Genomic DNA, 22,789 nt, shown 5'->3' with positions numbered 1-22,789 from the left:
GATCGTGACGGTGTCACTGTCAGCGCCCTACGGCGCCCCCTCTGCCCTGCCGGGCATCTCCCCCTCAAGGGGGAGATCGATTATCGCTCCCGCTTTCGCCAATTTTCAACGTTGCAAGAACAAGATGAGCCGGCGCCGAAACTTCCAATCTCCCCCTTGAGGGGGAGATGTCCGGCAGGACAGAGGGGGGGCGCCACAGAACTCAGCGATGGGTGCCCTGTCGCGAGCGATTAACCGCTCACCGGCGGCCGCCTGTCCCTCCACGGCATTTCCCGCTCGAGCTGCGCCGACGCGGCCAGCACCGTCGCCTCGTCGCCATAGCGGCCGACAAGCTGCACCCCGATCGGTACGCCGTCTTTCGACCAGCCGAGCGGCAGCGAGATCGCCGGCTGGCCCGAGATGTTGAAGAGGAAGGCGAACACCGCATCCGTCCATTTGGCGTTGTAGCGGTCGATGTCGGTCTCCGACATGTCGTAATAGCCGAACGGACGTGGCAGCTGCGTCAGCGTCGGGGTGATGAAGAGATCGTAGGGCGAAAGGTCGCCGACGATGTCGCGGCCGACCTGCCTGAGCTGCTCGACATCGGAAATGTGCCTGGTGCCGCTGGTCGCACGGCCGCGTTCGATGATCGCCCAGGTCACCGGTTCGACATCATCAGGCGTCACCGGCCGGCCGATCACCGTTTCATGATAGTCGAAGGTCGCCGCCGTCTGTACGCAGGTCATGTTGGTGTAGGTGGCCCACATGGCATCGGCATCGAGCGGCATGTCGTGTTCCTCGACGTCATGCCCCAGCCGCTCCAGCGCCGCCACGGTGGCCAGCACGGCCGCCTTCACGTCCGCATCGATGGCCGTGCCGTTGGGCGGGGTGACGGTGAAGCCGATGCGCAGCTTCTTCGGCGCCAGTGACGACAGGCTGAGCCAGGAGGCGTCGGGGACCGGCGGCGTATAGGGGTCGCCCGGCAAGGCGCCGGCCACCGCGTCGAGATAGGCCGCCGTGTCGCGCAGCGCTGCGCGAGCAGCACAGGAAATAGGCGCCGCCATACCAATAGTCGCCGAACGGTGCCAGGCTGACGCGGCCGCGCGACGGCTTCAGCCCGACGATGCCGCAGCAGGAGGCCGGAATGCGGATCGAGCCGGCGCCGTCGCTGGCCTCGGCGATCGGCACCATGCGCGAAGCGACGGCCGCCGCCGCGCCGCCGCTCGAGCCACCTGGCGTGATGCCTTCCTTCCACGGGTTCTTCGTCGTGCCGTAGAGCTTCGGTTCCGTCGTGATCGACCAGCCGTTTTCGGGCGCGTTCGACTTGCCGACCAGCACCAGCCCGGCCGCCTTCATACGGCGCACGACTTCGGTGTCGAAATCGGCGACGACATCTTTCAGGTAGAGGCAAGAGTTGGTGTTCGGGGCGCCGGTCCAGGACGAGGCCAGTTCCTTGAGCAGGAACGGCACGCCGGCGAAAGGTGCTGATCTGTCGACCGTCTGCGCCTGGGCACGCGCCATGTCGTAGAGGCGATGGATGACCGCGTTCAGCGCCGGGTTGAGCTGCTCGACCAGCGTGATCGCCGCCTCGACCAGTTCCGCAGGTGAAACCTCGCCCCGATGCACCAAGTCGGCAAGGTCCAGCGCATCGGAGTTCGCATAGGTTTTCAGCAGGCTGTCGGTGACCATGTCTCTCCTCCCAATCTTTGCCTCGCGCCGCGCCCGAGCTATCGCTTCGGGCCGACGTTTGCGCCGCCTCTCATCCGCCTGCCGGCACCTTCTCCCCGTGAGTGACGGGAGAATCTTCTCGGGGGCGCTGCGTGAGGGGCGGCGCCGATCTGAAGCTGTTGCCCCCGGCAGCGCGCTCTCACGCCAGCTCGACGGTGCGCCCCAATTCGATGCTCTGTTCGGCGGCGAGCACGATGCGCAGGCTGTTGACGGCGGCGTCCATCTGCTCGGTCAAATCGAGATCCTCGCGGATGGCGCGCAGGAAGAAGGCCTGCTCGCGGTCGCAGAGCTCCTGGTGGCCGGGCTCGTCTTCCATGCTGACGATCTCGTCGGGTTTCGCAAAGTTCTTGTCGGCGTCGACCGCCGCATAATGGATCTTCAGCGCGTCGGTCTTGGTGTGGCGGTCGATGTCGGCCGAGTTCGACACCTCCGCCGCTTCCGCTGCGCTGCTCGTCTGCTGGCCGGCGACGATCGACACCGCGCCCTTCGGCCCCACCACGTCCTTCACGAAATAGGCCGTCTCGCTCATCATCGGGCCCCAGCCTGCCTCGTACCAGCCGACCGAACCGTCATCGAAGGTGACGTGGAGATGGCCGTAATTCTGCTTGTCGGCTTCCGCCCAGAGCTTCGCGCCGATGCCGTGCACGCGCACGGGCCTGGCGCCGGTGAGCTGGCACATGACGTCGACATAGTGCACGCCGCAATCCACGATCGGGATCAGCGAGTCGATCAGGTTCTTGTGCCAGTGCCAGGCGCTGCCGCTGCTCTGCTGGTTGAGGTTGAGGCGCATCACCAGCGGCTTGCCCAGCGTCTTGCCGACCTCGATGAATTTTATCCAGGACGGGTGGACGCGCAGGATATAGCCAAGCACCAGCTTGCGGTTCTTCGCCCGCGCTGCCGCGACGACCTTCTCGGCATCCTCGATGTTGGTGGCGAGCGGCTTTTCCATGAACACGTGGCAGTTGGCCGCTATCGCCTTCAGCGCGTATTCGGCATGGGTGTTGGGCCAGCTGTTGATCGACACGGCGTCCGGCCTGGTCTCCGCAAGCGCCTGATCGAAATCCTCGTAAAGCGGATAGCCGGACAATTCGGCTGGAATCTTCTTGTTGCTCTTGATCGAGCGGCTCATGATGCCGACGATCTCGAAGCCGTCCGAGCGGTGATAGGCGCTGGCATGCGAGGCGCCCATATTGCCGAGACCCACAACCAGCACTTTTATTTTGTCGGCCAATTCAGCCTCCCAATTTTTGATAGGACCTGGCGAGCTGCTGCCGCGCCTGGGCATCCAGAACAATCACTTCAGGTTGGCGCCGCCCCTCATCCGCCTGCCCTTTCCTCTCCCCTGTCCGGAGGGAGAGGAAAGGAGCCAAGACAGGGCAATGAACGACATGACCTCTTTTGCAGCCCTTACTTCACCGCCGAATCGAACAGATGCGCCTTGATCTTCTCGACGTCGAGCGCGGCAAAGCCCTCCGTCAGCTTGACGCCGTCGGCATCGGCCTTGACCTTGGCCTTGTCGAAGTCGTTGGCGGCCGGAATCAGCTCGTTGGTGCAGACGTCCTCGGCCTTCACCGGATTGGTGATCTGGCCGATCTTGTGGATCTCGTCGAAGAAGCCTTGCCAGCTCGCCATGTCGTGCGAGCCCCAGCCGCCGCGCTTGTCCATGTCGCCGCGGAAGACGTTGATCTGCTGCAGGATCGAGGTGGTGCCGAGCTCGGGCCTAAGGTTCTTGGCAAGCGTGGGGAACTGCTCGAACACCGCTTCGACCGCCGCGCGCGGGTTCTGGTAGCCGAACTCCAGCCCCATCGCCCAGCCGCGCAGATATTTTTCCAGGAATGCCTTCTTGTCGGGATCTTCGAGATCGGCGGCGCGCACGACGAAGGTGTTGGCCGGCAGCTTGGAATTCTTCACGCCGAGCCAGTATTCGAAGTCGAGGCCCTTGGCGATCCATTCGGCGCGCAGCCCCTCCCACGACAAGGCAGCGTCGCCCTGGCCGCCGGCGAGCGCGGTGCCCCAGGTCGGCCAGCCGGCCTCGACATACTTGACCTTCTTGATGTCGACGCCTTGCGCGGCGAGCAGCGGATCGGTGATCGACTGCCAGGCGGCGGAGCCGAGCAGGATGGTCTTGCCTTCGAGCTTCTTCAGGTCGTTCGTGCCCTCGCCCTTGCGGAAGGCGATGGAGAACGTGTCGCGCGCGCCCATGTGGAACACCGACTTCAGCTTCATGCCGTTCTGGATGGCGAAGGAGAACACGCCGGGCGAGGGAAAGCCCATATCGGCCTGGCCGACATCGACGAACTTCACCGTCGCCGTGCCGTCCGACGGGCCTGGCTGCATGTCGGTGCTGAGCCCGTCGAAATAGCCTGCCTTCTTGGCTGCCCAATAAGGATAGTCGTCGAGCACTTCGAGCGTGCCGCGCGGCGAGATCCAGGTGAATTTTTCATAGGCCGCCGCCCTGGCCTTCAAGCCCGATGCACCGAGCGCGGTGGCGGTCACGACGCCGGCTGCCGTCACCTGCAGGAAGGTGCGGCGGCTGATGCCCGTTCTTGTCGCCGTCTGCAATGAGTTCTGGTCGGTCATGGCATTCCCCTTTTGTTGATTGACCTTCTTGTTGATCGATGGCCTTTCGCCCGCTCCTCGCCCGCTCCGGGGAGTTCATGATCTCGTGCTCAAGCCTCCCAGCTCGCCCATTTCTTGCCGATCAGGAAGAACAGCACGTAGATCAGGATGCCGAGCGTCGACAGGATCAGCACCACGGCGAAGAATTGCGGCATCTGGATCATCGACGAATAGGTGGTCAGCCGGTTGCCGAGGCCGAAGCCGCCGCCGACCATCTCGGCGCCGACGGCGGTCAGCAGGCCGAAGATGGCGCCGATCATCAGTCCGACCAGGATCATCGGCAGCGCCATCGGCGCGCGGATCTTCCAGAATATCTGCAAGGTGCTGGCGCCATAGGAGCGCGCCAGCGCGATCTTGGCGCTGTCGACGCGGCGAAAGCCGGTGGCTGCGTTGATCATCACCATCGGCCCGGCGGCCAGCGCCACCGCGATGATGCGCGGCGTGTAGCCGAAACCGAAGCGCAGGATCAAGAGCGGCACCAGCGCCAGCATCGGCGTGGTGACGAGAAGCAGGATGTAGGGCGCGACGATCTTTTCGGCGAAGGGGAACTGGGTGATGACGGCGGCCAGCACCAGGCCGACGACGGCGCCGATGGCGAAGCCGGAAACCAGCTCGACTAGCGTATAGCCGAGATGCGGCGCAATAAGCGGGAACTCGTCGAACAGCGCATAGGCGATCGAGCTTGGCGGCGGCATGATATAGAGCGGCACATGGAACAGGCGCAGCGCCAGTTCGATGCCGCCGATGATGATCACGGCGACAGCGATGATCGCCGCCACCTCCTTGCCCGACTTGATGCCGGGGCCGCTGGCGAAGGCCGAGAGATTGGTCAGGCTGACGTCCTGCCCATCGCCGGACTTGGCACCCGATTTCGATTTCGAGAATTCCGGGATGGCGTCGCTCACGGCCTGATCCTCACGATCTCGGCGCCGACGCGTTCCTGCTCCGGTGCCTTGGGCCTGACGCGCTCGCCGACGATGTCCATCTTGATACGGTTGGTGAGGTCGAAAACCTCTTTCGTCGCCATGATCTCCAGCGAGCGCGGCCGCGCGAACGGCACGCGGTATTCCCTGGCGACGCGGCCGGGGCGCGCGCTCAGCACCACCACGCGGTCGGAGAGGAAGATTGCTTCCTCGATGCTGTGGGTGATGAAGACGATGGTGGTCTTGGTGTCGAGCCAGATCTCCTCGACGAGACGGTTCATCTCCTCGCGGGTAAAACTGTCGAGCGCGCCGAACGGCTCGTCCATCAAAAGCACGGAGGGTTTTGGCGCCAGCGCCCGCACGATCGCGGCGCGCTGCTGCATGCCGCCCGAAAGCTCGCGCGGGAACTTGCCGCCGAAACCGTCGAGCCCGACGCGGTGGAGCAGATGCGCGATCCATGCGCGGTCTGGTTTCTCGCCCTTGATCTCGAAGGGAAAGCGGATGTTGGCATCGAGATTGCGCCAAGGCAGCAGGTTCGCTTCCTGGAACACGATGCCGATGTCGGGATGCGGCCCGGTGATCTTGACGCCGTCGAGCCGGATCTCGCCGCCGGTCAGGCTGTGCAAGCCCGACATCGACCACAAAAGCGTGGTCTTGCCGCAGCCGGACGGGCCGACGATCGAAACGATTTCATTGGCGTGGACGTCGAGGCTGCAGCGGTCCAGCGCCAGGAGGTCGCCGGATGCGGTGTGATAGATCTTGGTCGCTGCCTGCACACCAAGCTTCGGCGCTGTTGTTTCGCCCGCGTTCATCCGCCCCTCGGAGAGTGCGTCCAATCGACTGCCAAAGTCAGTGTGTAACTATCCTACTTTGGTGTCAAGCGAAGAGCGCGATCGTTCCGTCGTTGAGAGCCGCCTATTCCTCTCTATATACCTGCTTTCGCTGTCTTTTCTTTATCTTGAAATGCGTGTTGCTTTCCTACATACTCGGGAAAAGTGGCATAACAAGGCGGGCGTTGCAGATGGGCAAAGCCGGGTGCCATGCCGCAACGGCACGCAGCAGTTGCAGCGGGGCCGTGCACATGGAACGACAGCGTGCAAGCATGGTAAGAGGTCGACAAGGGACCAGGGAAGGCCACTTCATGACCGAAGCTGACAGCCGGGAAAACCTGATGACGGATGGCGAGGCGGACGGGGGTGAGCCTGTGCGGCGCATTCCCGACATCATCTCGCTGGTCAAGGATACCTATGCCGAGCTGCGTCCGGCCGAGCGCCGCGTCGCCGATGTCGTGCTCGACGACGTCAAATACGCGGTCGATGCCTCCAACGCCGCCCTTGCCCAGCGTGCCGGCGTCAGCGAACCGACGGTGACCCGCTTCTGCCGCGCCATCGGCTGCGAGGGCGTGCGTGATTTCAAGCTGAAGCTGGCGCAGAGCCTCGTCGTCGGCGCGCTCTATCTGGACACTTCGCCAGCCAGGGAGAACGACACCGGCATGCCGTTCTGGAACGCGGTGTTCGGCGAAGCGCGGCGGGCGCTGCAGGAGGCCGAGCGGCAGCTCGATCCGGTCCAGCTGCAGAAGGCCGCCGAGCTGATCGCCAAGGCGCGCCAGGTTACGGTGTTCGGACTGGGCGGCAGCTCCTCGGCGCTGGCGCAGGAAACGCAATACCGGTTGTTTCGCTACGGCATATCGATCAGCGCGCAATGCGACCCCTATCTCATGCGCATGACCGCCTCGACCTTGAAGCCCGGCGACCTGGTGATCGCCATTTCGGCGACGGGGCGCACGCGCGAGGTGATCGAGGCGGTCGAACTCGCCAAGCACTACCGCGCCAATGCCATCTGCGTGACGGCGCCCGATACCGAGCTCGCGCGCGTCGGCGATGTCAGGCTGACCGTGGCGGTGCCGGAATATCCCGATACGCTGAAGCCGACGGCATCGCGCTTCGCCTTCCTGGCCATGATCGACCTCATGGCGGTGGCTGCCGCCTACAAGCTTGACGGCTCGGCCCGCGAGACGGTCCGCCGCATCAAATACAATGCCCAGATCCACCGCACCGGCAAGGAGATGGAGCCGCTCGGGGATTAGGAGGCTTTTCCCTTCTCCCCCTGTGGGAGAAGGTGGATCGGCGCGCAGCGCCGTGACGGTTGAGGGGTGGGTGACGGAGTGCCGTCCGTGCCGAGCTGGAGCACCCCTCATCCGACCTCGCGCCGCGAGGCCACCTTCTTCCCACAAGGGGAGAAGGGAACACCGGACAGCGCCAACGCGAAAAAGAGGGAAACAAATGCTCGAAATAGCACCATCGCAACAGGCAGCCGCATGGCTCGGCGCTTTCGACAAGGCGCTCGAAGCCGGTGACATAGCGGCCGCGGCCAACCTGTTCGTCGACGATTGCTACTGGCGTGACCTCCTGACCTTCACCTGGAACGTCACCACGATGGAAGGGCGCGAGGCGATCGCCGACATGCTGAAGGCGACGCTGGCAGCGACGCGGCCGGCAAGATGGCAGCTCACCGGCGAAGCCACCTCGGACGAGGGGATAATCGAGGCCTGGTTCACCTTCGAGACCGCCGTGGCCTCGGGCCAGGGCATCATGCGCCTGCGCGACGGCCGCTGCCGGACATTGTTCACGGCAATGACCGACCTGAAAGGATTCGAGGAGCGCAAGGGCGCGACGCGGCCGCTGGGCGTGCGCCACAAGGCCGACCCGGAGCGCGAGACCTGGTCGGAGGCGCGCGCGCGCGAGACCCGCGAGCTCGGCGCTTCCGAGCAGCCCTATTGCCTGGTCATCGGCGGCGGCCAGGGCGGCATCATGCTGGGCGCGCGGCTCAGGCAGCTCGGCGTGCCCTCGATCGTCATCGAGAAGAATGCCCGGCCGGGCGATTCCTGGCGCAAGCGCTACCGCACGCTCGTGCTGCACGATCCGGTCTGGTACGACCATCTGCCTTACATTCCGTTTCCCGACAATTGGCCCGTCTTCACGCCCAAGGACAAGATGGGCGACTGGCTGGAAATGTACACGCGCGTCATGGAACTCAACTATTGGGTGGCCACCAGATGCGTCAGCGCCAGCTATGACGAGGCCGAGAAGGTCTGGACCGTGGTCGTGGACCGCGTCGGCCAGCACATCACGCTGAAGCCCAAGCACATCGTCTTCGCCACCGGCGCCTACGGTCCGGCGCGGCCGATCGACCTGCCGGGCGCCGGTGACTTTAAGGGCGAGCTGCTGCATTCCAGCCAGTATTCCAGCGGCGAGAAGTTCCGCGGCAAAAAGACCGCGGTCATCGGCGCGGCGAGCTCCGGGCACGATGTCTGCGTCGATCTCTGGGAAAGCGGCGCCGAGGTCACCATGATCCAGCGTTCGCCGACGACCGTGGTCAAATCGGACACGCTGATGGAAGTCGGTTTCGAGATCTTTTCGGAGAACGCGCTGGCGCGCGGCATCACCACCGAAAAGGCCGACATGATCGTCGCCTCGACGCCCTTCGCGCTGGTGCCCAAGGGCCAGCGGGCGCTCTACGACGTCATCCGCGCACGCGACGCGGCTTTTTACGAGCGGCTTCGCGCCGCCGGGTTCGCCCTCGACTTCGGCGACGACGAGACCGGCCTGCTGATGAAGGCCTACCGCACCGGCTCCGGCTACTACATCGATGTCGGCGCCTCGGACCTGATCATCGACGGCAAGATCGGCATCCGCAGCGGCGTGGCGATCAAGTCGCTGACCGTGAAAGGCATTCTCTTCGAGGACGGCAGCGAGCTTGAAGCCGACGCCATCATCGCCTGCACCGGCTATCAGTCGATGAACGAAACCGTGGCGCAAATCGTCTCGCGCGAGGTCGCCGACAGGGTCGGCCCGTGCTGGGGCCTCGGCTCCGGCGTCAAGGGCGACCCCGGGCCATGGCAGGGCGAACTGCGCAACATGTGGAAACCGACGGCACAGGAAGCGCTGTGGTTCCACGGCGGCAATCTGGCGCTCTCGCGCTTCTATTCGAAATATGTGGCGCTGCAGATCAAGGCGCGGATGGAGGGGATTGATACGCCGGTTTATGGGGCGGTCAGCAACGCGCGACGGTGAAGCGGAAGCGTTGCTTCAAGGGAAGGTCGACCCCACTCCGTCGAGCTTCGCTCGACACCTCTCCCCCGATCGACGGGGGAGAGGAAGGGCGCGAGCTTATGCCGGGAGGCTCCCTTCCTCCCCCTCCGGAGGGGGAGAGGTGGCGCTGCGGAGCAGCGACGGAGTGGGGGAAGCCATTCGCCAAACTCGCAGCCGCGGCAAGACAGGCGGCGCAGTGCTACCGAGATCAATCAATCATGCCGGTGCCCAAAATGCCTGGCCGCGACCTCGACATGCGTATGCCCCACATGCGCCTCGAAACGCTCGGTGTCGCCGACATCGTTCATCGTCTCGTTCGGCCACCAGGCGCCGCCGATGGCGATGCCTTCGCAGACCAGCCGCTGGTCGGCGACCAGCGAGGCGCCGACTGCGTCGATGAAGGTGAAGCGGCCGGAATGCTGCCGCAGCAGCGCGACATCGCCGGCGGTTCCGACCTTGAGCGTGCCCAGATCAGGCCGCGCGATCGCCTGCGCCGCCGCTTGGGTGGCGGCGCGCAACACCTCGACCAGCGGCATGCCGAGCGCCAGCAGCTTCGACATGCACACCAGTATGTCGAAGGCCGGACCGTCGACGCAGTAGAGATGCACGTCGCTCGAGATGACGTCGGGCGCCAGCCCTTCGGCCAGCATGGCGCGAGCGACCTCGAAGTCGAACGAGCCCATGCCGTGGCCGAGATCGAAGATGACGCCGCGCTCGCGCGCCAGCCGCATGTCGGGCCGCACGGCGCCGGAGGCGAAGACCGGCGCGTTGGGAAACGGCCGGAAGCAATGGGTGAGAATGTCGCCCCTGCGCAGGCGCGGCAGCACTTCCGAGCGCCCGGGCGGCGGCTCGTCTATGTGCGCCATCAGCGGCAGACCGGATTTGTCGGCCGCCTCCAGCGCCAGATCGACCGGCGCGATGCCGCTGGTGCCGCCGGCATGCTTGCCGGAGCGGACCTTGACGCCGACGACGACGTCCGCGTGCTCGCGCACCGCCGCCACCACTTCGCGCGGTTCGCAGAGCCTGAGATCGCTGCACTCGCCGACCGAGACGGTCTGCGAGAAGCCGAAAATGCCGGCGAAGGAGATGTTGACATAGGCCAGGATGCGCACCTTCGAGCGCTCCATGACATGACGGCGAAAGCCGAGGAAATTGCCGGCGCCGGCACTGCCGGCATCAATGAAGGTGGTGGTGCCGCTCTTAGCCGCCAGCCGGTCGGCATCGACGCCGAGCGAGGTGCCGCCCCAATAGACGTGGCTGTGCAGGTCGACGAGGCCGGGCGCGACGATGCAACCCTTGGCATCGATGACGCTGGCCGCGCGGTCGGCGGGAATGTCGGCGTCGATGGCGGCGACGCGGCCATTGGCGATGGCAAGATCGCGCGGCGCGTCGAGCCCGGCCGCCGGATCGATCAGCCGCCCACCCTTGAACAGAAGATCAAATTGCATCGGGCGCGCCTCCGCTTCGTCCCATCCTCGCCGACGGCCGTCAGAGCGGCCGGTAAGCGACGGCTTCCATTTCGATCTTGATGTCGATCATCAGCCGCGATTCGACCGTGGTGCGGGCCGGCGGGTTCTTCGGGAAATGCCTGGCATAGACGGCGTTGAAGGTGCCGAAGTCGCGCGCGTCCTCAAGCCAGACGGTGGTCTTGACCACATCGTCCATGGTGCAGCCGGCCAGCGCTAGCGCCGCCTTGACATTGGAAAGCACCTGCTCGGTCTGTTCCGATATGCCGCCCCTGACCACGATGCCGTCGCCGCCTACCGGCACCTGGCCAGAGATATAGACGAAGTCGCCGGCCCGCACTGCGGGTGACAGCGGGACATGCGACGTTCCAAAACATTGCTTGGGCAAGAGCGGACCTCCTCTGATGCTATGACGGGACACGATGGGAGCGCCCGCTTCGGCCGAGATTTACCCCGATCGAGGCGATCCCGATAGAGGTCTTGTTGGAAAGCAACATTCCTGGAAATCTATGTTGCTTTATTACAGAAGCGCTTGCATCGTGCGCGCTCGCCGGCCGGGCTTGAAACGGACGGGCGCATTTCCAGAGCGGAGAACCGAGAATGACCTTCGACAAGAACCCGTTTCCATCAGGTGATGCCGACCGCCACGCCCTCTGGGAGATGCTGGTGCGGCGCGACATCGATGCCTTTATCGGTCAGGACTGGTCCATGGTCGAGGACGATTTCGTCGCCGAAAGCTTCTTCGGCATGCACGCGCATTTTCTTGCCAACGCCGACGCCTGGCGGCTGCAGTTCCCGCGGCTGGAGATCTATCGCGACGAGTGGCTGCGCCAGGCCAAGGAAACGGCGGCGACCAAATTCGCGGAGCCGCTGCGCGAGGCGCTGTTCCGCGTCACCAACCTGCGCGACATCGATGTCGACGGCGACCGCGCCGTGCTGCACAAGAAGTTCGACGGCACCGTCGCCAAGGCGGATGGCGGCGTCGATCGGCTGAAATGGCAGACGCTGTATTTCTGCAGGAAGGTCGGCGGCAGCTGGAAGATCGCGGGCTTCGTCGGCTACATGCCCTACCCGCTGGGAGGCTGAGGCGGGCGCCTTCATCCAGATCGTCTGTGGGCCAAGTGCTCTAGCGATCGATGCGCGTCGACAGGATGATCGATGACGACGTCCGTTCGACGCCTTCGAGGGCGCCGATCTGGTCGAGCAGCGTGTCCAGGTCCTTGATCGACGGCGCGTCGGCGATGACGATCATGTCGAAATTGCCGCTCACCGAATGCAGCGTCCTGACCGGCGCCAGGGCGCGCAGGCTGCGCACCACCTTGTCGGCGAGCTTGGGCGTTACGGTGAGCAGCACATGCGCCCGCACCAGTCCCTGTTCATAATCGGGCGCAAGCTTGACGCCGTAGCCGGCTATGATGCCGCGCTGCTCCAGCCGTTCGATGCGGCTCTGCACCGTGGTGCGCGACACGCCGAGCCGGCGCGCCAGCGCGGCGGTCGAGGCGCGGGCGTTCTCGCGCAGCAGGGCAAGCAGGGCCTGGTCGGCATCACTCAGCATTTCAACGAACCTGGTCGGCATATTGATAGAAACTGTACTTCATTTCGCATAATTCCACGCTTCCTTTCGTCCGGCAAGCCGCAATTGTAGCGGGACAAATCAACTGTCGGGCGAGGGAACCGGGTCATGAAGAAAATTGTTGTCGTCGGCGCCGGCAAGATCGGCTCGACCATTGCCGAGATGCTGTTTTCAACCGGGGACTATCACGTCACCCTCGTCGACCGCTCGGCCGCGCAGCTTGCCGCGGCTGAATTGCCTGACGGAGTAGAGACGCTCGAACTCGACATCGCGGCCGCGGGCACGCTGGACGCTGCGCTCGCCGGAAAATTCGCGGTGCTCAGCGCCGCTCCCTTCCATCTGACCACGCGCATCGCCGAAGCTGCCGCAAGCGCCGACGTGCATTATCTCGATCTCACGGAGGACGTCGTCTCGACCCGGCGCGTGAAGGAACTGGCGCGTTCGGCCAACAGCGCCTTCATCCCGCAATGCGGGCTGGCGCCGGGCTTCATCTCGATCGTCGCCAACGATCTCGCCAGCCGTTTCGACACGCTGGAAAGCGTGCGCATGCGGGTCGGCGCGCTGCCGCAATATCCCTCGAACGCGCTGAACTACAATCTGACCTGGAGCACCGACGGCGTCATCAACGAATATTGCGAGCCCTGCGAGGCGATCGTCGAGGGCGAACTGGTCGAGGTGCCGCCGCTGGAGGAGCGCGAGGAATTCTCGCTCGACGGGGTAACCTACGAGGCCTTCAACACCTCGGGCGGGCTCGGCACTTTGGCCGAGACGCTGAAGGGCAAGGTGCGCACGCTCAACTATCGCACCATCCGCTATCCCGGCCACGCCGCCATCATGAAGGCGCTACTCAACGACCTCGGCCTGCGTCACCGCCGCGAGGTGTTGAAGGACATTTTCGAAAGCGCGCTGCCAGCGACGCTGCAGGACGTGGTCATCGTCTTCGTCACCGTCTCGGGGCGCAAGAACGGCCGCCTGCTGCAGGAGACCTACGCCAACAAGATCTATTCGAAGCGGGTCGGCCAGACGGTGCGCAGCGCCATCCAGATCACCACGGCATCCGGAATCTGCGCCGTGCTCGACATGCTGGCCGACGGTACCTTGCCGGCGACCGGCTTCGTCAAGCAGGAGGACATCGCGCTCGACGCCTTCCTCGCCAACCGCTTCGGCCGCGCCTACGCCCAGCACGAGATGGTCAGCCGGCTGGCGAGCTGAGGCCCAGCCGACGATCAAGGTCATCGGGACAACGGCCAGCTCCGTCTGGCCTATGGCCGCGCGAGCCTTTTGCCCGCAAAGTGGCTGCCAACACCCCTTTGCGAGGATGCCATGCGAAAGCTGATCTCCACCGGTTCGCCCTTCGAGAAGACCGCCGGCTATTCGCGCGCCGTGGTGCAGGGCGACTGGTGTTTCGTGTCCGGAACGACCGGCTATGACTATGCCTCGATGACGATGCCGGAAACAGTCGAGGCGCAGACGCGCAACTGCTTGGCAACCATCGCCAAGGCCTTGCGGGACGGCGGCTTCGACATGGAGGATGTGGTGCGCGCGCATTACTATATCACCGACCAGGCCTTCGTCGACGTGGTGTTCCCCATTCTCGGCGAAGCGTTCGGCGAGATCAGGCCGGCAGCAACGATGATCGTGTGCCAGCTCAACAGGCCGGAGATGAAGATCGAAATCGAGGTGACGGCGCTTCGGTGCACAGACTGAGGAGGCCAATGTCATGGCAGTGCGGCGTATCGTAGCCAATATCGAAACAAAGGATGCGGCATCGGCGAGGCGCTTCTACCATGACGTGCTCGGCCTCGATATGCTCATGGATCAAGGCTGGATCGTCACCTACGGGTCCGAGGAAAGGATGCAGGTGCAGGTCAGCTTCATGGCGCAAGGCGGGTCGGGCACGCCGGTGCCGGACCTGTCGATCGAGGTCGACGATGTTGATGCCGCACTCGACGCCATGAAGGCAGCCGGCTTCGCCATCGAATACGGGCCGGCCGACGAGCCCTGGGGCGTGCGGCGCTTCTATGTGCGCGATCCTTTCGGCCGGCTGGTCAACATTCTCTCGCATCGGTGAATATCTGCAAAGCGCCGAGGCGACTGCTGACCTGGACATGCTGGCGGGACAGCGCCCCCCTCTGGCCTGGCGGCCATCTCCCCCTCAAGGGGGAGATTACGCGCTTAGCCGCCTTCGCCAATTGTTCCTCCTTGCGTCGCAACCGCTTGGCGTTTAGCAAAGCGCCGGTTCAAATCTTTCTGGGACGGTTTTCATGGCAACGAAGCATCTTTTCCTGCTCCCCGGCGACGGCATCGGCCCCGAGGCCATGGCCGAGGTCAAGAAGCTGATAGCGGCCATGAACGAGAAGCTCGGCAGCGGCTTCGCCACCGACGAGGGGCGGGTCGGCGGCTGCGCCTACGATGCACATGGTGCCGCGATTTCCGATGCCGACATGGAAAAGGCTGTTGCCGCCGACGCCGTGCTGTTCGGGGCCGTCGGCGGTCCGAAATGGGATGCCGTGCCTTACGAGGTTCGCCCCGAGGCCGGCCTGCTGCGCCTGCGCAAGGACATGGAGCTGTTTGCCAATCTCAGGCCCGCGATCTGCTATCCGGCGCTGGCGGCGTCCTCCTCGCTGAAGCAAGAGGTGGTCGAAGGCCTCGACATATTGATCGTGCGCGAACTGACCGGCGGCGTCTATTTCGGCGAGCCCAAGCAGATCATCGATCTCGGCAACGGCCAGAAGCGCGGCATCGACACCCAGGTCTACGACACGTTCGAGATCGAGCGCATTTCGGGCGTCGCCTTCGAATTGGCGCGCACGCGCAAGAACCATGTCACCTCGATGGAAAAGCGCAACGTCATGAAGTCCGGCGTGTTGTGGAACGAGGTCGTCACCCAGACCCACAAGGCCCGATATTCCGACGTCAAGCTCGACCACATGCTGGCCGATGCCGGCGGCATGCAACTGGTGCGCTGGCCCAAGCAGTTCGACGTCATCGTTACCGATAACCTGTTCGGCGACATGCTGTCCGATATCGCCGCCATGCTGACCGGCTCGATCGGCATGCTGCCTTCCGCCTCGCTCGGCGCGCCTGATGCCAAGACCAAGAAGCGCAAGGCGCTTTACGAGCCGGTGCACGGTTCGGCGCCCGATATCGCCGGCAAGGGCATCGCCAACCCGATCGCCATGATCGCTTCCTTCGCCATGTGCCTGCGCTATTCCTTCGCCATGGTCGATGAAGCCGACAAGCTCGAAGCGGCAATCGCCGCCGTGCTCGACGACGGGCTGCGCACCAAGGACATCCTCTCGGCTGGCATGACCGAGGTCGGCACCGTCGAGATGGGCGACGCGATCATCGCCAAGTTCCTGGGCTGACCCCCATGACGGTCGACGTCCGCTGGGCGACGGCCGGCGACGCGACGGCGCTCGCCACAATGCTGTGCGACATGGCGGTGCATTACCGGCAGCCGCCGCTCGACCACGAGCGCGCCTTGTCGGCGGCACGCAAATGGCTGGGCGAGGAAAGCCCGGCCTATCCGCATTTCGCGCTGGCTTTCGTCGGGGCCGAGATCAGCGGCCTGGCATCTGTGGCGATCGCGCATCCCGGCATCGACCTCGAGCGGCTATTGTTCCTCAAGGATCTGTTCGTGCGCGACAAGGCTCGCAACGCCGGCGTCGGCCGGGCGCTGGTCGGCTTTCTCGCCGACCATTGCCGGCGCCACGGCATCGGCCGCATCGACCTGACCACCGAGGACTGGAACGAAGGCGCGCTGCGCTTCTACGACCGGCTTGGCGCCGAACGCCACGGCCAGAAGATCTTTCTCAGGCTTTCGGGCGAGGCGCTGGGGGCGGTCAGACCCTGACGCCCGCCGGCACCGGTCCCCAAGGATTTTCGCCCAGCTGAGGCGGCATAAGCCCGAAGACTAGCACGGCGATGCCGCCAATGAGCGGGATGAAGCAAAGCAGGGCAAACCAGCCGCTCAGGCCGGCGTCATGCGCACGCCGTACGAGGAGCGCAATGCAAGGCAGGATCAATCCCGAAAAGAACACCAGTAGGGGTATGAACCCTATGAACCCCATCGGCGTCCTGTCCGCGTTGGTTTCGAAGCCGTTGATCGCCAGTTCAACAAGTATCCCGAAGCCGAAAAGCGCGAGCACCCCGAGGGTGTAGAATAGCCAGAAGGCCCAGAATTCCTTGCGGCGGGAGCGTCCGGTGAAATTACCATAATCCGCGATCACCGCGCGCCAGAAATAAGCCCACAGCCCCGTGGAGTAGGCGGGCCGGCTTCGGGCAGAACGGCTGGTCTGCCGTGGCTGACTGGTGGTTGACGACGATGCGGCCGAGGCCGTGGCGACAATATCGTGCGCCGTGCCGTCGCCCGGCTGGAACTCGACAAGGGTACCCCTGCCGAGGGACAGTTCCAGGCTGAAATCGATACGGGAAAAGATGTAGCGTTTGCCGTCGGTTCCGTTGATGTAACCGTAGTCCTGGCCTTCGTCATAGTGGAACACTGTCCCGCGCATGCTCTGCCCCATTTCACATTGCGTCGCGAGACGCTACTTAAAGTTGCATGTAATTGCAATACGCACGCAGGGCTACGTTCTGGCGCCCGCCGGCACCGGTCCCCACTGGTTCTCCCGGGCCTGGGTCGGGATGAGCGCGAAGACCAGGATGATCAGGCTGCCGATGGTGGGGATCAGGATCACCAGGAAAAGCCAGCCGGTCAGGCCGATATCGTGCAGGCGACGCACGGTCATACCGAGGCCAGGCAGAAAGGTCGCAAGTAGGAAAAGGCCGAACAGGCCAATCGTCACCGCCGGCATTTCAGCGTCGTCGAGATTGCCCATCGCGGCATCGGCGAAAATGCCGATGCCGGTCACTGCCAGCAGCGCGACGAACCAGAACAGGCAATAGGCCCAGTATTCCTTGCGGCGGGCGCGGCCGGTGAAGTTGAAATAATTCTCGGTGATGCCGCGCCAGAAATAGCCCCACAGGCCGGGCTCGGCCGGCCCGGTGCTGGCGGCCCGGCCAAAATGCCGCGGCTGTGCGATTTGAGCAGCGGAAGAGACGGACGCACCGGTTCGCGCATCGGCGGCGGCGGCCACGCCGGTTGGAGGCGCGGATTGGGCGCCGGCCGGGAAGATGTCGCGCGCCTGGCCGCCGCCGGGCTGGAATTCAACGGCCGTGCCTCGGGCAATTGCGATTTCGCGGCGCAGATCCTCACGCGCGAACGTATAGCGCTCGCCATCCGCCCCGGTGATGAAGCCGAAACCCTGAGCCTCGTCATAGTGAAGAACTTCGCCGCGCATGCCCCGACCCCCCGAACGCCCGACCAGACTGTTCAAAGTTCCGGCGGATCGCAAGGGGCGGGCATGAAAATGCGACGGCTGGCGCGGCAGCCATCGTGACGATATGGCCGGGAGATATCAGCTCGGCCGCTTCTTCGCCTTCTTGTGTTTCGGCGGTCCGGCGTTGTCGAATTTCGGCTTGCCCGGCTTTTTCGCCCAGGGCTTCGCGTCCGATGCGGCGGGGCGCTGGTCGCCAGCCGGCGCGCGCTTCTCGAATTTGCGCTTCGGCGCGTTCGGGTCGAACGGCGCCTTGCCGCGATGCGGTTTCTTGTCCGGACCTGGCGGCTGGTAGCCGGCGCGCGACAGGTCCGGCATGCCGTCCAGCCGTTTCACCACGATGTTACCCTGCAATTTGCGGTCGGGACCAACGGCGGCGAGGAAACGGTCGGCCCAGTCGGCGGCGATCTGCACGAAGGTCTCTTCCGGCTGCATCTTGATGGCGCCGATCTCGCGCTTGGTGATGCTGCCGGTGCGGCACAGCATCGGGATCAGCCAGCGCGGCTCGGCATTCTGCCGGCGCCCGACCGACAGCGAAAACCAGACGCTGGCGCCGAAATCGTCGCGGCGGCTGGGCGCCTCGTCGCGGCGCGCGAAGTTTTCGCCCGCCGGTCTTTCACGCGACGGCGTGAACGGCGCGACGTCCATCAGATCCTCTGGCGCCGAGCGGCTGGAGCGGCACAGCCGCACGAAGGCGGCCGTCACCTGCTCGGCGCCGTGCTTGGCGAGAAGCGCGTCGATGAAGCCGCGTTCGTCGTCCTTCACCGGTTCGTCGAAGGCGGGATCGGCAAGGATGCGCTCGTCGTCGCGGCGGATCACGTCGTCGGCGGATGGCGGACTTGCCCATGTCGCGGTCAGCTTTGCGCTCGCCAGCAGGCGTTCAGTGCGCCTGCGGGCGCTGTTGGGCACGATCAGCGCGCTGACGCCCTTGCGACCCGCGCGTCCGGTGCGGCCGCTTCGGTGCAGCAGCGTTTCCGGGTTGGTCGGCAGGTCGGCGTGGATGACCAGCTCCAGATTGGGCAGGTCGATGCCGCGCGCCGCGACGTCGGTGGCGATGCAGACCTTGGCGCGGCCATCGCGCATCGCCTGCAGCGCGTGGCTGCGTTCGTTCTGGCTGAGCTCGCCCGAGAGCGCGACGACGGAAAAATTGCGGTTGTTGAAGCGTGCGGTGAGATGGTTGACGGCGGCACGGGTGTTGCAGAACACCAGCGCGTTTTTCGCCTCGTAGAAACGCAGCACATTGATGATGGCGTTCTCGCGATCGGCCTGGGCGACGCTGAGCGCCCGGTATTCGATGTCGAGATGCTGCTTCTCCTCGCCGGCGGCCGAGATGCGCACGGCGTCACGTTGATAGCCCTGGGCGAGGGTTGCGATGGAGCGCGGCACGGTGGCCGAAAACATCAGCGTGCGGCGCTCGGCGGGGGCGGCGTCGAGGATGAATTCCAGGTCCTCGCGAAAACCGAGATCGAGCATCTCGTCAGCTTCGTCCAGCACCACCGCCTTCAGCGCCGACATGTCGAGCGAGTTTCGCGTGATGTGGTCGCGCAGCCGCCCGGGGGTGCCGACGACGATATGGGCGCCGCGTTCCAGCGCGCGCCGTTCGGTACGCATGTCCATGCCGCCGACGCAGGAGGCGACCGTGGCGCCGGTCAGCTCGTAGAGCCATTCCAGTTCGCGCGTCACCTGCAGCGCCAGCTCGCGCGTCGGCGCCACCGCCAGCGCCAGCGGGGCTGCGGCATGGGCAAAGCGGTCGGCGCCGCCCAGGAGCGTCGGCGCCATGGCAAGACCGAAGGCCACCGTCTTGCCGGAACCGGTCTGCGCCGACACCAGCGCGTCGGCCTGGCCAAGTTCCAGGACCGCCTTCTGCACCGGCGTCAGTTCGGCATAGCCGCGTTTTTCCAGCGCCTTTGCCAGCGCAGGAACAAGTGCTTCGAAGTTGGACATCTCACTCTTTCGGAATTCAGGGCTTGCGCTCATCATGGAGCACATACAGGGCTGGCGCAGCGCCAGCCAGACGATCTCGCCCGTTCGTACTTGCTGGCGCCGCTCTTGTACAGGGCAGGCGGCACCGCCTTCCCTTCTCCTGCAAGGAGGGAAGGAAGAAACACCACTGATTGACTCCTGCCGCAAACCGCGTAAAAGCCCGCTTCGAACGGGATCGTTTTTCGATGCGCGGCCTTTTGATGGCTCTTCTTGCATTCGATGCCCCCAGCCGCAATGAGCATCATTGCGCCGGGCGTTTCGGCGCGTTCCCCCGTTCCAGCAAAGTAACGGCCAAAACCACCACCAAAACGGTGTGATTCCCTTGGCCTGACCACCCTCTCCCGGGTTCGGCCCGGGGGACGGAACCCGCACCTGGCCGGCGGGTTTTCTCCAACAACCAAGCGGAGAGGGATAGGAGATCTTTATGAGTTTCAAGGTTGCGGTAGTTGGCGCCACGGGCAATGTGGGCCGCGAAATGCTCAACATACTGGAAGAGCGCGGTTTTCCGGTCAGCGAAGTGGTGGCGCTTGCCTCGCGCCGCAGCCAGGGCACGGAAGTGTCGTTCGGCGACCGCACGCTGAAGGTCCGCGCACTCGACACCTACGACTTTTCCGACACCGACATCTGCATCATGTCGGCCGGCGGCAATGTCTCGAAGGAATGGTCACCCAAGATCGGCAAGCAGGGCTGCGTCGTCATCGACAATTCCTCGGCCTTCCGCTACGACGCCGACGTGCCGCTGATCGTCCCGGAAGTGAACCCGGATGCGATCTCGCTGTTCACCCGCAAGAACATCATCGCCAACCCGAACTGCTCGACGGCGCAGCTCGTCGTGGCGCTGAAGCCGCTGCATGACGCGGCCACCATCAAGCGCATCGTCGTGGCCACCTACCAGTCGGTGTCGGGCGCCGGCAAGGAAGGCATGGACGAGCTGTTCACGCAGACCCGCGCCGTGTTCGTCGCCGACCAGGTCGACGTCAAGAAGTTCACCAAGCGCATCGCCTTCAACGTGATCCCGCATATCGACGTTTTCCTCGATGACGGCTTCACCAAGGAAGAGTGGAAGATGGTCGCCGAGACCAAGAAGATGCTCGATCCCAAGATCAAGCTGACGGCGACCTGCGTGCGCGTGCCGGTGTTCATCGGCCATTCGGAAGCGGTCAACATCGAGTTCGAGAACCCGATCACCGCCGACGAGGCGCGCGACATCCTGCGCGAGGCGCCGGGCTGCCAGGTCTTGGACAAGCGCGAGGACGGCGGCTACATCACGCCGCTGGAATCGGCCGGCGAGGACGCCACCTTCATCTCGCGCATCCGCGAGGATTCGACCATCGACAACGGCCTGTCGATGTGGATCGTTTCCGACAATCTGCGCAAGGGCGCCGCCCTCAACGCGGTGCAGATCGCCGAACTGCTGGTCGAGCGCGGCCTGATCCAGCCGAAGAAGAAGGCAGCCTGACGGCTGTTTGGCTTTCGCTCGCGGGCCGCACCGCCGCTGCCGCGGCTGGCCCTCCGCGAGGGCGCCGGACGACCGGCGGCCCGCAGTCGCGGGCTCGGCCTTCGGCCGTTAGCTCACCTTCCCCCCGTCCTTATACGGGGAGAAGGTGCCGGCAGGCGGATGAGGGGGGCGCTGGCCTATGTCCGATTTTCCGCCGCCAGTTCCCGCAGCAACCTCATCGCTTCCTCGGCCCGGTCGACCGGCACGAACAGATGGTCATGATAGAAGGCGGAGACGGGATTGACGCCCATGCCGGCGGCGGCGAGGCGTGCAGTGATGGCGGCGAGGAAGCCGACGGCTTCCAGCGACGAATGGATGTTCAGCGTTATCATGCGGCAGCGGAAAACGGCTTCCAGCCCGGCTGCCTGCGCCTCGTCTTCGAGCAGGATCAATGTCGTGCCTTCGCGTTCGCGAAACAGCATGACCGCTTCGAGCCCTTCCGGAACCGATACACCCGCCGGCAGCGTGGCGAAGACATGGATGCCGGCAATCAATTGCGGCGTCATCGACGCCAGCAATGTCTTCAGATCTGTCTCTCCGGCCATCTCGCCTGCTCTTGTCTGACGGGCCACGCCCGCCGGCTCTTCATATACGCGACCGAAGCGGGCCGATAGCCACGCCGGCGCGCTGCACGGACAACCCGGCGAGAGAACTGCGCTGCGGCGTGAGAACATCAACGATTTCAAATGCTTGTCGGAGATCGGCATGGCCTTGGCAGGCGCGGCGAAGCACCGGCCTTCAATGTCTAGGGATCAAATCGGCCGCCTGGGAGTTAGGAACATGGCGGCGAGGACGGCGATCCCCGTGAGAGAGGAACGACAATGAAGAAAATCATGACCATTCTGGTGCTGACGGCAGCGCTTGGCGCCTGTTCGCAGACGGAAAAAGGCGCGGCCGTCGGCGGCCTGGGCGGAGCAGCGGTCGGCGCGGCGGTGGCGGGCGATCCCGTCCAGGGCGCCGTGGTTGGCGGCGCGGTCGGTGCCGTAGCCGGCGCGCTGATCGGGCGGGCCAGCGAACCGGGCCGCTGCCGTTATCGCGATAGCCGCGGCCACGTCTATGTCGATCGCTGCCCGAGCGGCTATTGAGCGGCAGCATCCGCACAATGAATTCGAAATAGAAAACGGCGGGCTAAGGGCCCGCCGTTTCGAAAAAGACGATCGGTGATCGATTACTCGGCCGTGGCAGGCTCCGCCTCGGCCGGCGCGGCCGCAGCCGCCGCGACGGCGGCAGCGGCGTCGTCCTGCGCCTTTTTCAGAAGCGCGGCGCGCTCCTGTGCCTTCTTGCCGGGCTCGGCCTTTTTCGGATTGGAGCGGGCGTCGCGCTTGGCGAGGCCGGCCTCATCGAGGAAGCGCAGCACGCGGTCGGTCGGCTGGGCGCCGTGCGACAGCCAGTGCTTGACGCGCTCGGCGTCAACCTTGACGCGCTCGCCGTCCTTCGGCAGCAGCGGGTTCCACGAGCCGAGCGACTCGATGAAACGGCCGTCGCGCGGCGAGCGCGCGTCGGCGACGACGACGTGGTAGTAGGGACGCTTCTTCGAGCCAGCGCGGGCCAGTCTGATCTTCAGTGCCATTTCTTATCTCCTAAAAGCTC

The 22,789-nt window shown here is 64.8% G+C and carries 24 protein-coding genes and 1 pseudogene; 11 read left to right on the top strand and 14 right to left on the bottom strand.

Annotated elements, in window-relative coordinates; all coding sequences use genetic code 11:
* Positions 1-230: 230 nt before the first annotated feature.
* From ACIU1A_RS27610 to ACIU1A_RS27585, 6 genes and pseudogenes are all read right to left on the bottom strand, one after another.
* Positions 231-1,043: an amidase family protein gene (locus tag ACIU1A_RS27610; protein WP_404925745.1), complete on the bottom strand. Its 813-nt coding sequence runs from the start codon at positions 1,041-1,043 to the stop codon at positions 231-233.
* A 70-nt stretch (positions 1,044-1,113) separates the two neighbouring features.
* Positions 1,114-1,668, bottom strand: a pseudogene (locus ACIU1A_RS27605) (amidase family protein); the annotation flags it as partial.
* A 178-nt stretch (positions 1,669-1,846) separates the two neighbouring features.
* Entirely contained in the window at positions 1,847-2,938 is a 1,092-nt protein-coding gene (locus tag ACIU1A_RS27600) for a Gfo/Idh/MocA family protein (RefSeq protein ID WP_140554765.1), read from the bottom strand.
* Between the two features lie 176 nt (positions 2,939-3,114).
* A complete protein-coding gene (locus tag ACIU1A_RS27595; RefSeq protein WP_404925744.1) occupies positions 3,115-4,287 on the bottom strand; it encodes an ABC transporter substrate-binding protein in 1,173 nt (390 codons plus the stop codon).
* 89 nt (positions 4,288-4,376) lie between these two features.
* Complete coding sequence (locus ACIU1A_RS27590) at positions 4,377-5,231, bottom strand: ABC transporter permease (RefSeq protein WP_140492076.1); 855 nt, start codon at positions 5,229-5,231, stop codon at positions 4,377-4,379.
* Positions 5,228-6,061, bottom strand: coding sequence for an ABC transporter ATP-binding protein (locus tag ACIU1A_RS27585; RefSeq protein ID WP_140685361.1), 834 nt, complete (start codon positions 6,059-6,061; stop codon positions 5,228-5,230). The genes ACIU1A_RS27590 and ACIU1A_RS27585 overlap by 4 nt, the downstream gene beginning before the upstream one ends.
* 329 nt (positions 6,062-6,390) lie before the next feature.
* Here ACIU1A_RS27585 and ACIU1A_RS27580 point away from each other — a divergent pair, with 329 nt between their 5' ends.
* Both ACIU1A_RS27580 and ACIU1A_RS27575 read left to right on the top strand, forming a co-directional pair.
* Positions 6,391-7,335 (top strand): MurR/RpiR family transcriptional regulator, encoded by a 945-nt coding sequence (locus ACIU1A_RS27580; RefSeq protein ID WP_140492084.1) that lies wholly within the window; start codon positions 6,391-6,393, stop codon positions 7,333-7,335.
* A 196-nt stretch (positions 7,336-7,531) separates the two neighbouring features.
* The gene (locus ACIU1A_RS27575; RefSeq protein ID WP_404925743.1) at positions 7,532-9,322 is read left to right on the top strand and encodes an NAD(P)-binding domain-containing protein; all 1,791 of its coding nucleotides are present in this window, start codon (positions 7,532-7,534) and stop codon (positions 9,320-9,322) included.
* A 230-nt stretch (positions 9,323-9,552) separates the two neighbouring features.
* Here ACIU1A_RS27575 and ACIU1A_RS27570 read toward each other — a convergent pair whose 3' ends face one another.
* Both ACIU1A_RS27570 and ACIU1A_RS27565 read right to left on the bottom strand, forming a co-directional pair.
* Positions 9,553-10,788: an amidohydrolase/deacetylase family metallohydrolase gene (locus tag ACIU1A_RS27570; RefSeq protein WP_140554769.1), complete on the bottom strand. Its 1,236-nt coding sequence runs from the start codon at positions 10,786-10,788 to the stop codon at positions 9,553-9,555.
* A 40-nt stretch (positions 10,789-10,828) separates the two neighbouring features.
* Positions 10,829-11,194, bottom strand: a complete 366-nt coding sequence (locus ACIU1A_RS27565; RefSeq protein WP_404925742.1) for a RidA family protein — start codon at positions 11,192-11,194, stop codon at positions 10,829-10,831.
* A 212-nt stretch (positions 11,195-11,406) separates the two neighbouring features.
* On the opposite strand from ACIU1A_RS27565, the gene ACIU1A_RS27560 reads away from it, so the two are divergent.
* Positions 11,407-11,892 carry a hypothetical protein gene (locus ACIU1A_RS27560; protein ID WP_140492097.1) on the top strand — a complete coding sequence of 162 codons (486 nt, stop codon included), beginning with the start codon at positions 11,407-11,409 and terminating at the stop codon, positions 11,890-11,892.
* A 40-nt stretch (positions 11,893-11,932) separates the two neighbouring features.
* Here ACIU1A_RS27560 and ACIU1A_RS27555 read toward each other — a convergent pair whose 3' ends face one another.
* The gene (locus ACIU1A_RS27555) at positions 11,933-12,361 is read right to left on the bottom strand and encodes an Lrp/AsnC family transcriptional regulator (RefSeq protein ID WP_140492118.1); all 429 of its coding nucleotides are present in this window, start codon (positions 12,359-12,361) and stop codon (positions 11,933-11,935) included.
* 126 nt (positions 12,362-12,487) lie between these two features.
* On the opposite strand from ACIU1A_RS27555, the gene ACIU1A_RS27550 reads away from it, so the two are divergent.
* The 5 genes from ACIU1A_RS27550 to ACIU1A_RS27530 all read left to right on the top strand — a co-directional run bounded on the left by ACIU1A_RS27550 (position 12,488) and on the right by ACIU1A_RS27530 (position 16,235).
* A complete protein-coding gene (locus ACIU1A_RS27550; RefSeq protein WP_404925741.1) occupies positions 12,488-13,591 on the top strand; it encodes a saccharopine dehydrogenase C-terminal domain-containing protein in 1,104 nt (367 codons plus the stop codon).
* Positions 13,592-13,702: 111 nt separating this feature from the next.
* A complete protein-coding gene (locus tag ACIU1A_RS27545; RefSeq protein ID WP_404925740.1) occupies positions 13,703-14,086 on the top strand; it encodes a RidA family protein in 384 nt (127 codons plus the stop codon).
* Positions 14,087-14,099: 13 nt separating this feature from the next.
* The gene (locus tag ACIU1A_RS27540) at positions 14,100-14,450 is read left to right on the top strand and encodes a VOC family protein (protein WP_140492127.1); all 351 of its coding nucleotides are present in this window, start codon (positions 14,100-14,102) and stop codon (positions 14,448-14,450) included.
* A gap of 193 nt (positions 14,451-14,643) precedes the next feature.
* Positions 14,644-15,747: a 3-isopropylmalate dehydrogenase gene (gene leuB / locus ACIU1A_RS27535; protein ID WP_404925739.1), complete on the top strand. Its 1,104-nt coding sequence runs from the start codon at positions 14,644-14,646 to the stop codon at positions 15,745-15,747.
* 5 nt (positions 15,748-15,752) lie between these two features.
* Entirely contained in the window at positions 15,753-16,235 is a 483-nt protein-coding gene (locus tag ACIU1A_RS27530; protein WP_140492132.1) for a GNAT family N-acetyltransferase, read from the top strand.
* Here ACIU1A_RS27530 and ACIU1A_RS27525 read toward each other — a convergent pair.
* The 3 genes from ACIU1A_RS27525 to ACIU1A_RS27515 form a co-directional block, all read right to left on the bottom strand.
* A complete protein-coding gene (locus ACIU1A_RS27525; protein ID WP_404925738.1) occupies positions 16,225-16,908 on the bottom strand; it encodes a DUF805 domain-containing protein in 684 nt (227 codons plus the stop codon). The genes ACIU1A_RS27530 and ACIU1A_RS27525 overlap by 11 nt on opposite strands.
* A 60-nt stretch (positions 16,909-16,968) precedes the next feature.
* Positions 16,969-17,682: a DUF805 domain-containing protein gene (locus ACIU1A_RS27520; protein WP_404925737.1), complete on the bottom strand. Its 714-nt coding sequence runs from the start codon at positions 17,680-17,682 to the stop codon at positions 16,969-16,971.
* Positions 17,683-17,799: 117 nt separating this feature from the next.
* A complete protein-coding gene (locus ACIU1A_RS27515) occupies positions 17,800-19,662 on the bottom strand; it encodes a DEAD/DEAH box helicase (protein ID WP_404925736.1) in 1,863 nt (620 codons plus the stop codon).
* A gap of 170 nt (positions 19,663-19,832) precedes the next feature.
* Between ACIU1A_RS27515 and ACIU1A_RS27510 the strand changes: the two genes are divergently transcribed.
* Positions 19,833-20,018: a hypothetical protein gene (locus ACIU1A_RS27510; protein WP_224618143.1), complete on the top strand. Its 186-nt coding sequence runs from the start codon at positions 19,833-19,835 to the stop codon at positions 20,016-20,018.
* A gap of 107 nt (positions 20,019-20,125) precedes the next feature.
* Positions 20,126-21,160: an aspartate-semialdehyde dehydrogenase gene (locus ACIU1A_RS27505; RefSeq protein WP_140492147.1), complete on the top strand. Its 1,035-nt coding sequence runs from the start codon at positions 20,126-20,128 to the stop codon at positions 21,158-21,160.
* A gap of 176 nt (positions 21,161-21,336) precedes the next feature.
* Here ACIU1A_RS27505 and ACIU1A_RS27500 read toward each other — a convergent pair whose 3' ends face one another.
* The gene (locus ACIU1A_RS27500; RefSeq protein ID WP_140514037.1) at positions 21,337-21,744 is read right to left on the bottom strand and encodes an ACT domain-containing protein; all 408 of its coding nucleotides are present in this window, start codon (positions 21,742-21,744) and stop codon (positions 21,337-21,339) included.
* 276 nt (positions 21,745-22,020) lie between these two features.
* Between ACIU1A_RS27500 and ACIU1A_RS27495 the strand changes: the two genes are divergently transcribed.
* Positions 22,021-22,284 carry a YMGG-like glycine zipper-containing protein gene (locus tag ACIU1A_RS27495; protein ID WP_140492153.1) on the top strand — a complete coding sequence of 88 codons (264 nt, stop codon included), beginning with the start codon at positions 22,021-22,023 and terminating at the stop codon, positions 22,282-22,284.
* An 83-nt stretch (positions 22,285-22,367) separates the two neighbouring features.
* Here the strand turns inward: ACIU1A_RS27495 and rpsP are convergent, their stop codons facing one another.
* The gene (gene rpsP, locus ACIU1A_RS27490) at positions 22,368-22,769 is read right to left on the bottom strand and encodes a 30S ribosomal protein S16 (RefSeq protein WP_140492156.1); all 402 of its coding nucleotides are present in this window, start codon (positions 22,767-22,769) and stop codon (positions 22,368-22,370) included.
* Between the last annotated feature and the right edge of the window lie 20 nt (positions 22,770-22,789).

Origin of the sequence: Mesorhizobium maamorense (assembly GCF_044998965.1) — a bacterium.
GTDB lineage: Bacteria > Pseudomonadota > Alphaproteobacteria > Rhizobiales > Rhizobiaceae > Mesorhizobium.
Note: the sequence above shows the minus strand (reverse complement) of the source record. Positions and strands in the feature narration are given on the sequence as shown.

Bases quoted from the DNA above. Each gene is read 5' to 3' on its own strand.
- ACIU1A_RS27610 (WP_404925745.1), bottom strand. From the start codon at position 1,043: ATGGCGGCGCCTATTTCCTGTGCTGCTCGCGCAGCGCTGCGCGACACG.
- ACIU1A_RS27595 (WP_404925744.1), bottom strand. From the start codon at position 4,287: ATGACCGACCAGAACTCATTGCAGACGGCGACAAGAACGGGCATCAGC.
- ACIU1A_RS27585 (WP_140685361.1), bottom strand. From the start codon at position 6,061: ATGAACGCGGGCGAAACAACAGCGCCGAAGCTTGGTGTGCAGGCAGCG.
- ACIU1A_RS27580 (WP_140492084.1), top strand. From the start codon at position 6,391: ATGACCGAAGCTGACAGCCGGGAAAACCTGATGACGGATGGCGAGGCG.
- ACIU1A_RS27575 (WP_404925743.1), top strand. From the start codon at position 7,532: ATGCTCGAAATAGCACCATCGCAACAGGCAGCCGCATGGCTCGGCGCT.
- ACIU1A_RS27570 (WP_140554769.1), bottom strand. From the start codon at position 10,788: ATGCAATTTGATCTTCTGTTCAAGGGTGGGCGGCTGATCGATCCGGCG.
- ACIU1A_RS27560 (WP_140492097.1), top strand. From the start codon at position 11,407: ATGACCTTCGACAAGAACCCGTTTCCATCAGGTGATGCCGACCGCCAC.
- ACIU1A_RS27555 (WP_140492118.1), bottom strand. From the start codon at position 12,361: ATGCTGAGTGATGCCGACCAGGCCCTGCTTGCCCTGCTGCGCGAGAAC.
- ACIU1A_RS27550 (WP_404925741.1), top strand. From the start codon at position 12,488: ATGAAGAAAATTGTTGTCGTCGGCGCCGGCAAGATCGGCTCGACCATT.
- ACIU1A_RS27545 (WP_404925740.1), top strand. From the start codon at position 13,703: ATGCGAAAGCTGATCTCCACCGGTTCGCCCTTCGAGAAGACCGCCGGC.
- ACIU1A_RS27540 (WP_140492127.1), top strand. From the start codon at position 14,100: ATGGCAGTGCGGCGTATCGTAGCCAATATCGAAACAAAGGATGCGGCA.
- leuB (WP_404925739.1), top strand. From the start codon at position 14,644: ATGGCAACGAAGCATCTTTTCCTGCTCCCCGGCGACGGCATCGGCCCC.
- ACIU1A_RS27530 (WP_140492132.1), top strand. From the start codon at position 15,753: ATGACGGTCGACGTCCGCTGGGCGACGGCCGGCGACGCGACGGCGCTC.
- ACIU1A_RS27525 (WP_404925738.1), bottom strand. From the start codon at position 16,908: ATGGGGCAGAGCATGCGCGGGACAGTGTTCCACTATGACGAAGGCCAG.
- ACIU1A_RS27520 (WP_404925737.1), bottom strand. From the start codon at position 17,682: ATGCGCGGCGAAGTTCTTCACTATGACGAGGCTCAGGGTTTCGGCTTC.
- ACIU1A_RS27515 (WP_404925736.1), bottom strand. From the start codon at position 19,662: ATGTCCAACTTCGAAGCACTTGTTCCTGCGCTGGCAAAGGCGCTGGAA.
- ACIU1A_RS27505 (WP_140492147.1), top strand. From the start codon at position 20,126: ATGAGTTTCAAGGTTGCGGTAGTTGGCGCCACGGGCAATGTGGGCCGC.
- ACIU1A_RS27500 (WP_140514037.1), bottom strand. From the start codon at position 21,744: ATGGCCGGAGAGACAGATCTGAAGACATTGCTGGCGTCGATGACGCCG.
- ACIU1A_RS27495 (WP_140492153.1), top strand. From the start codon at position 22,021: ATGAAGAAAATCATGACCATTCTGGTGCTGACGGCAGCGCTTGGCGCC.
- rpsP (WP_140492156.1), bottom strand. From the start codon at position 22,769: ATGGCACTGAAGATCAGACTGGCCCGCGCTGGCTCGAAGAAGCGTCCC.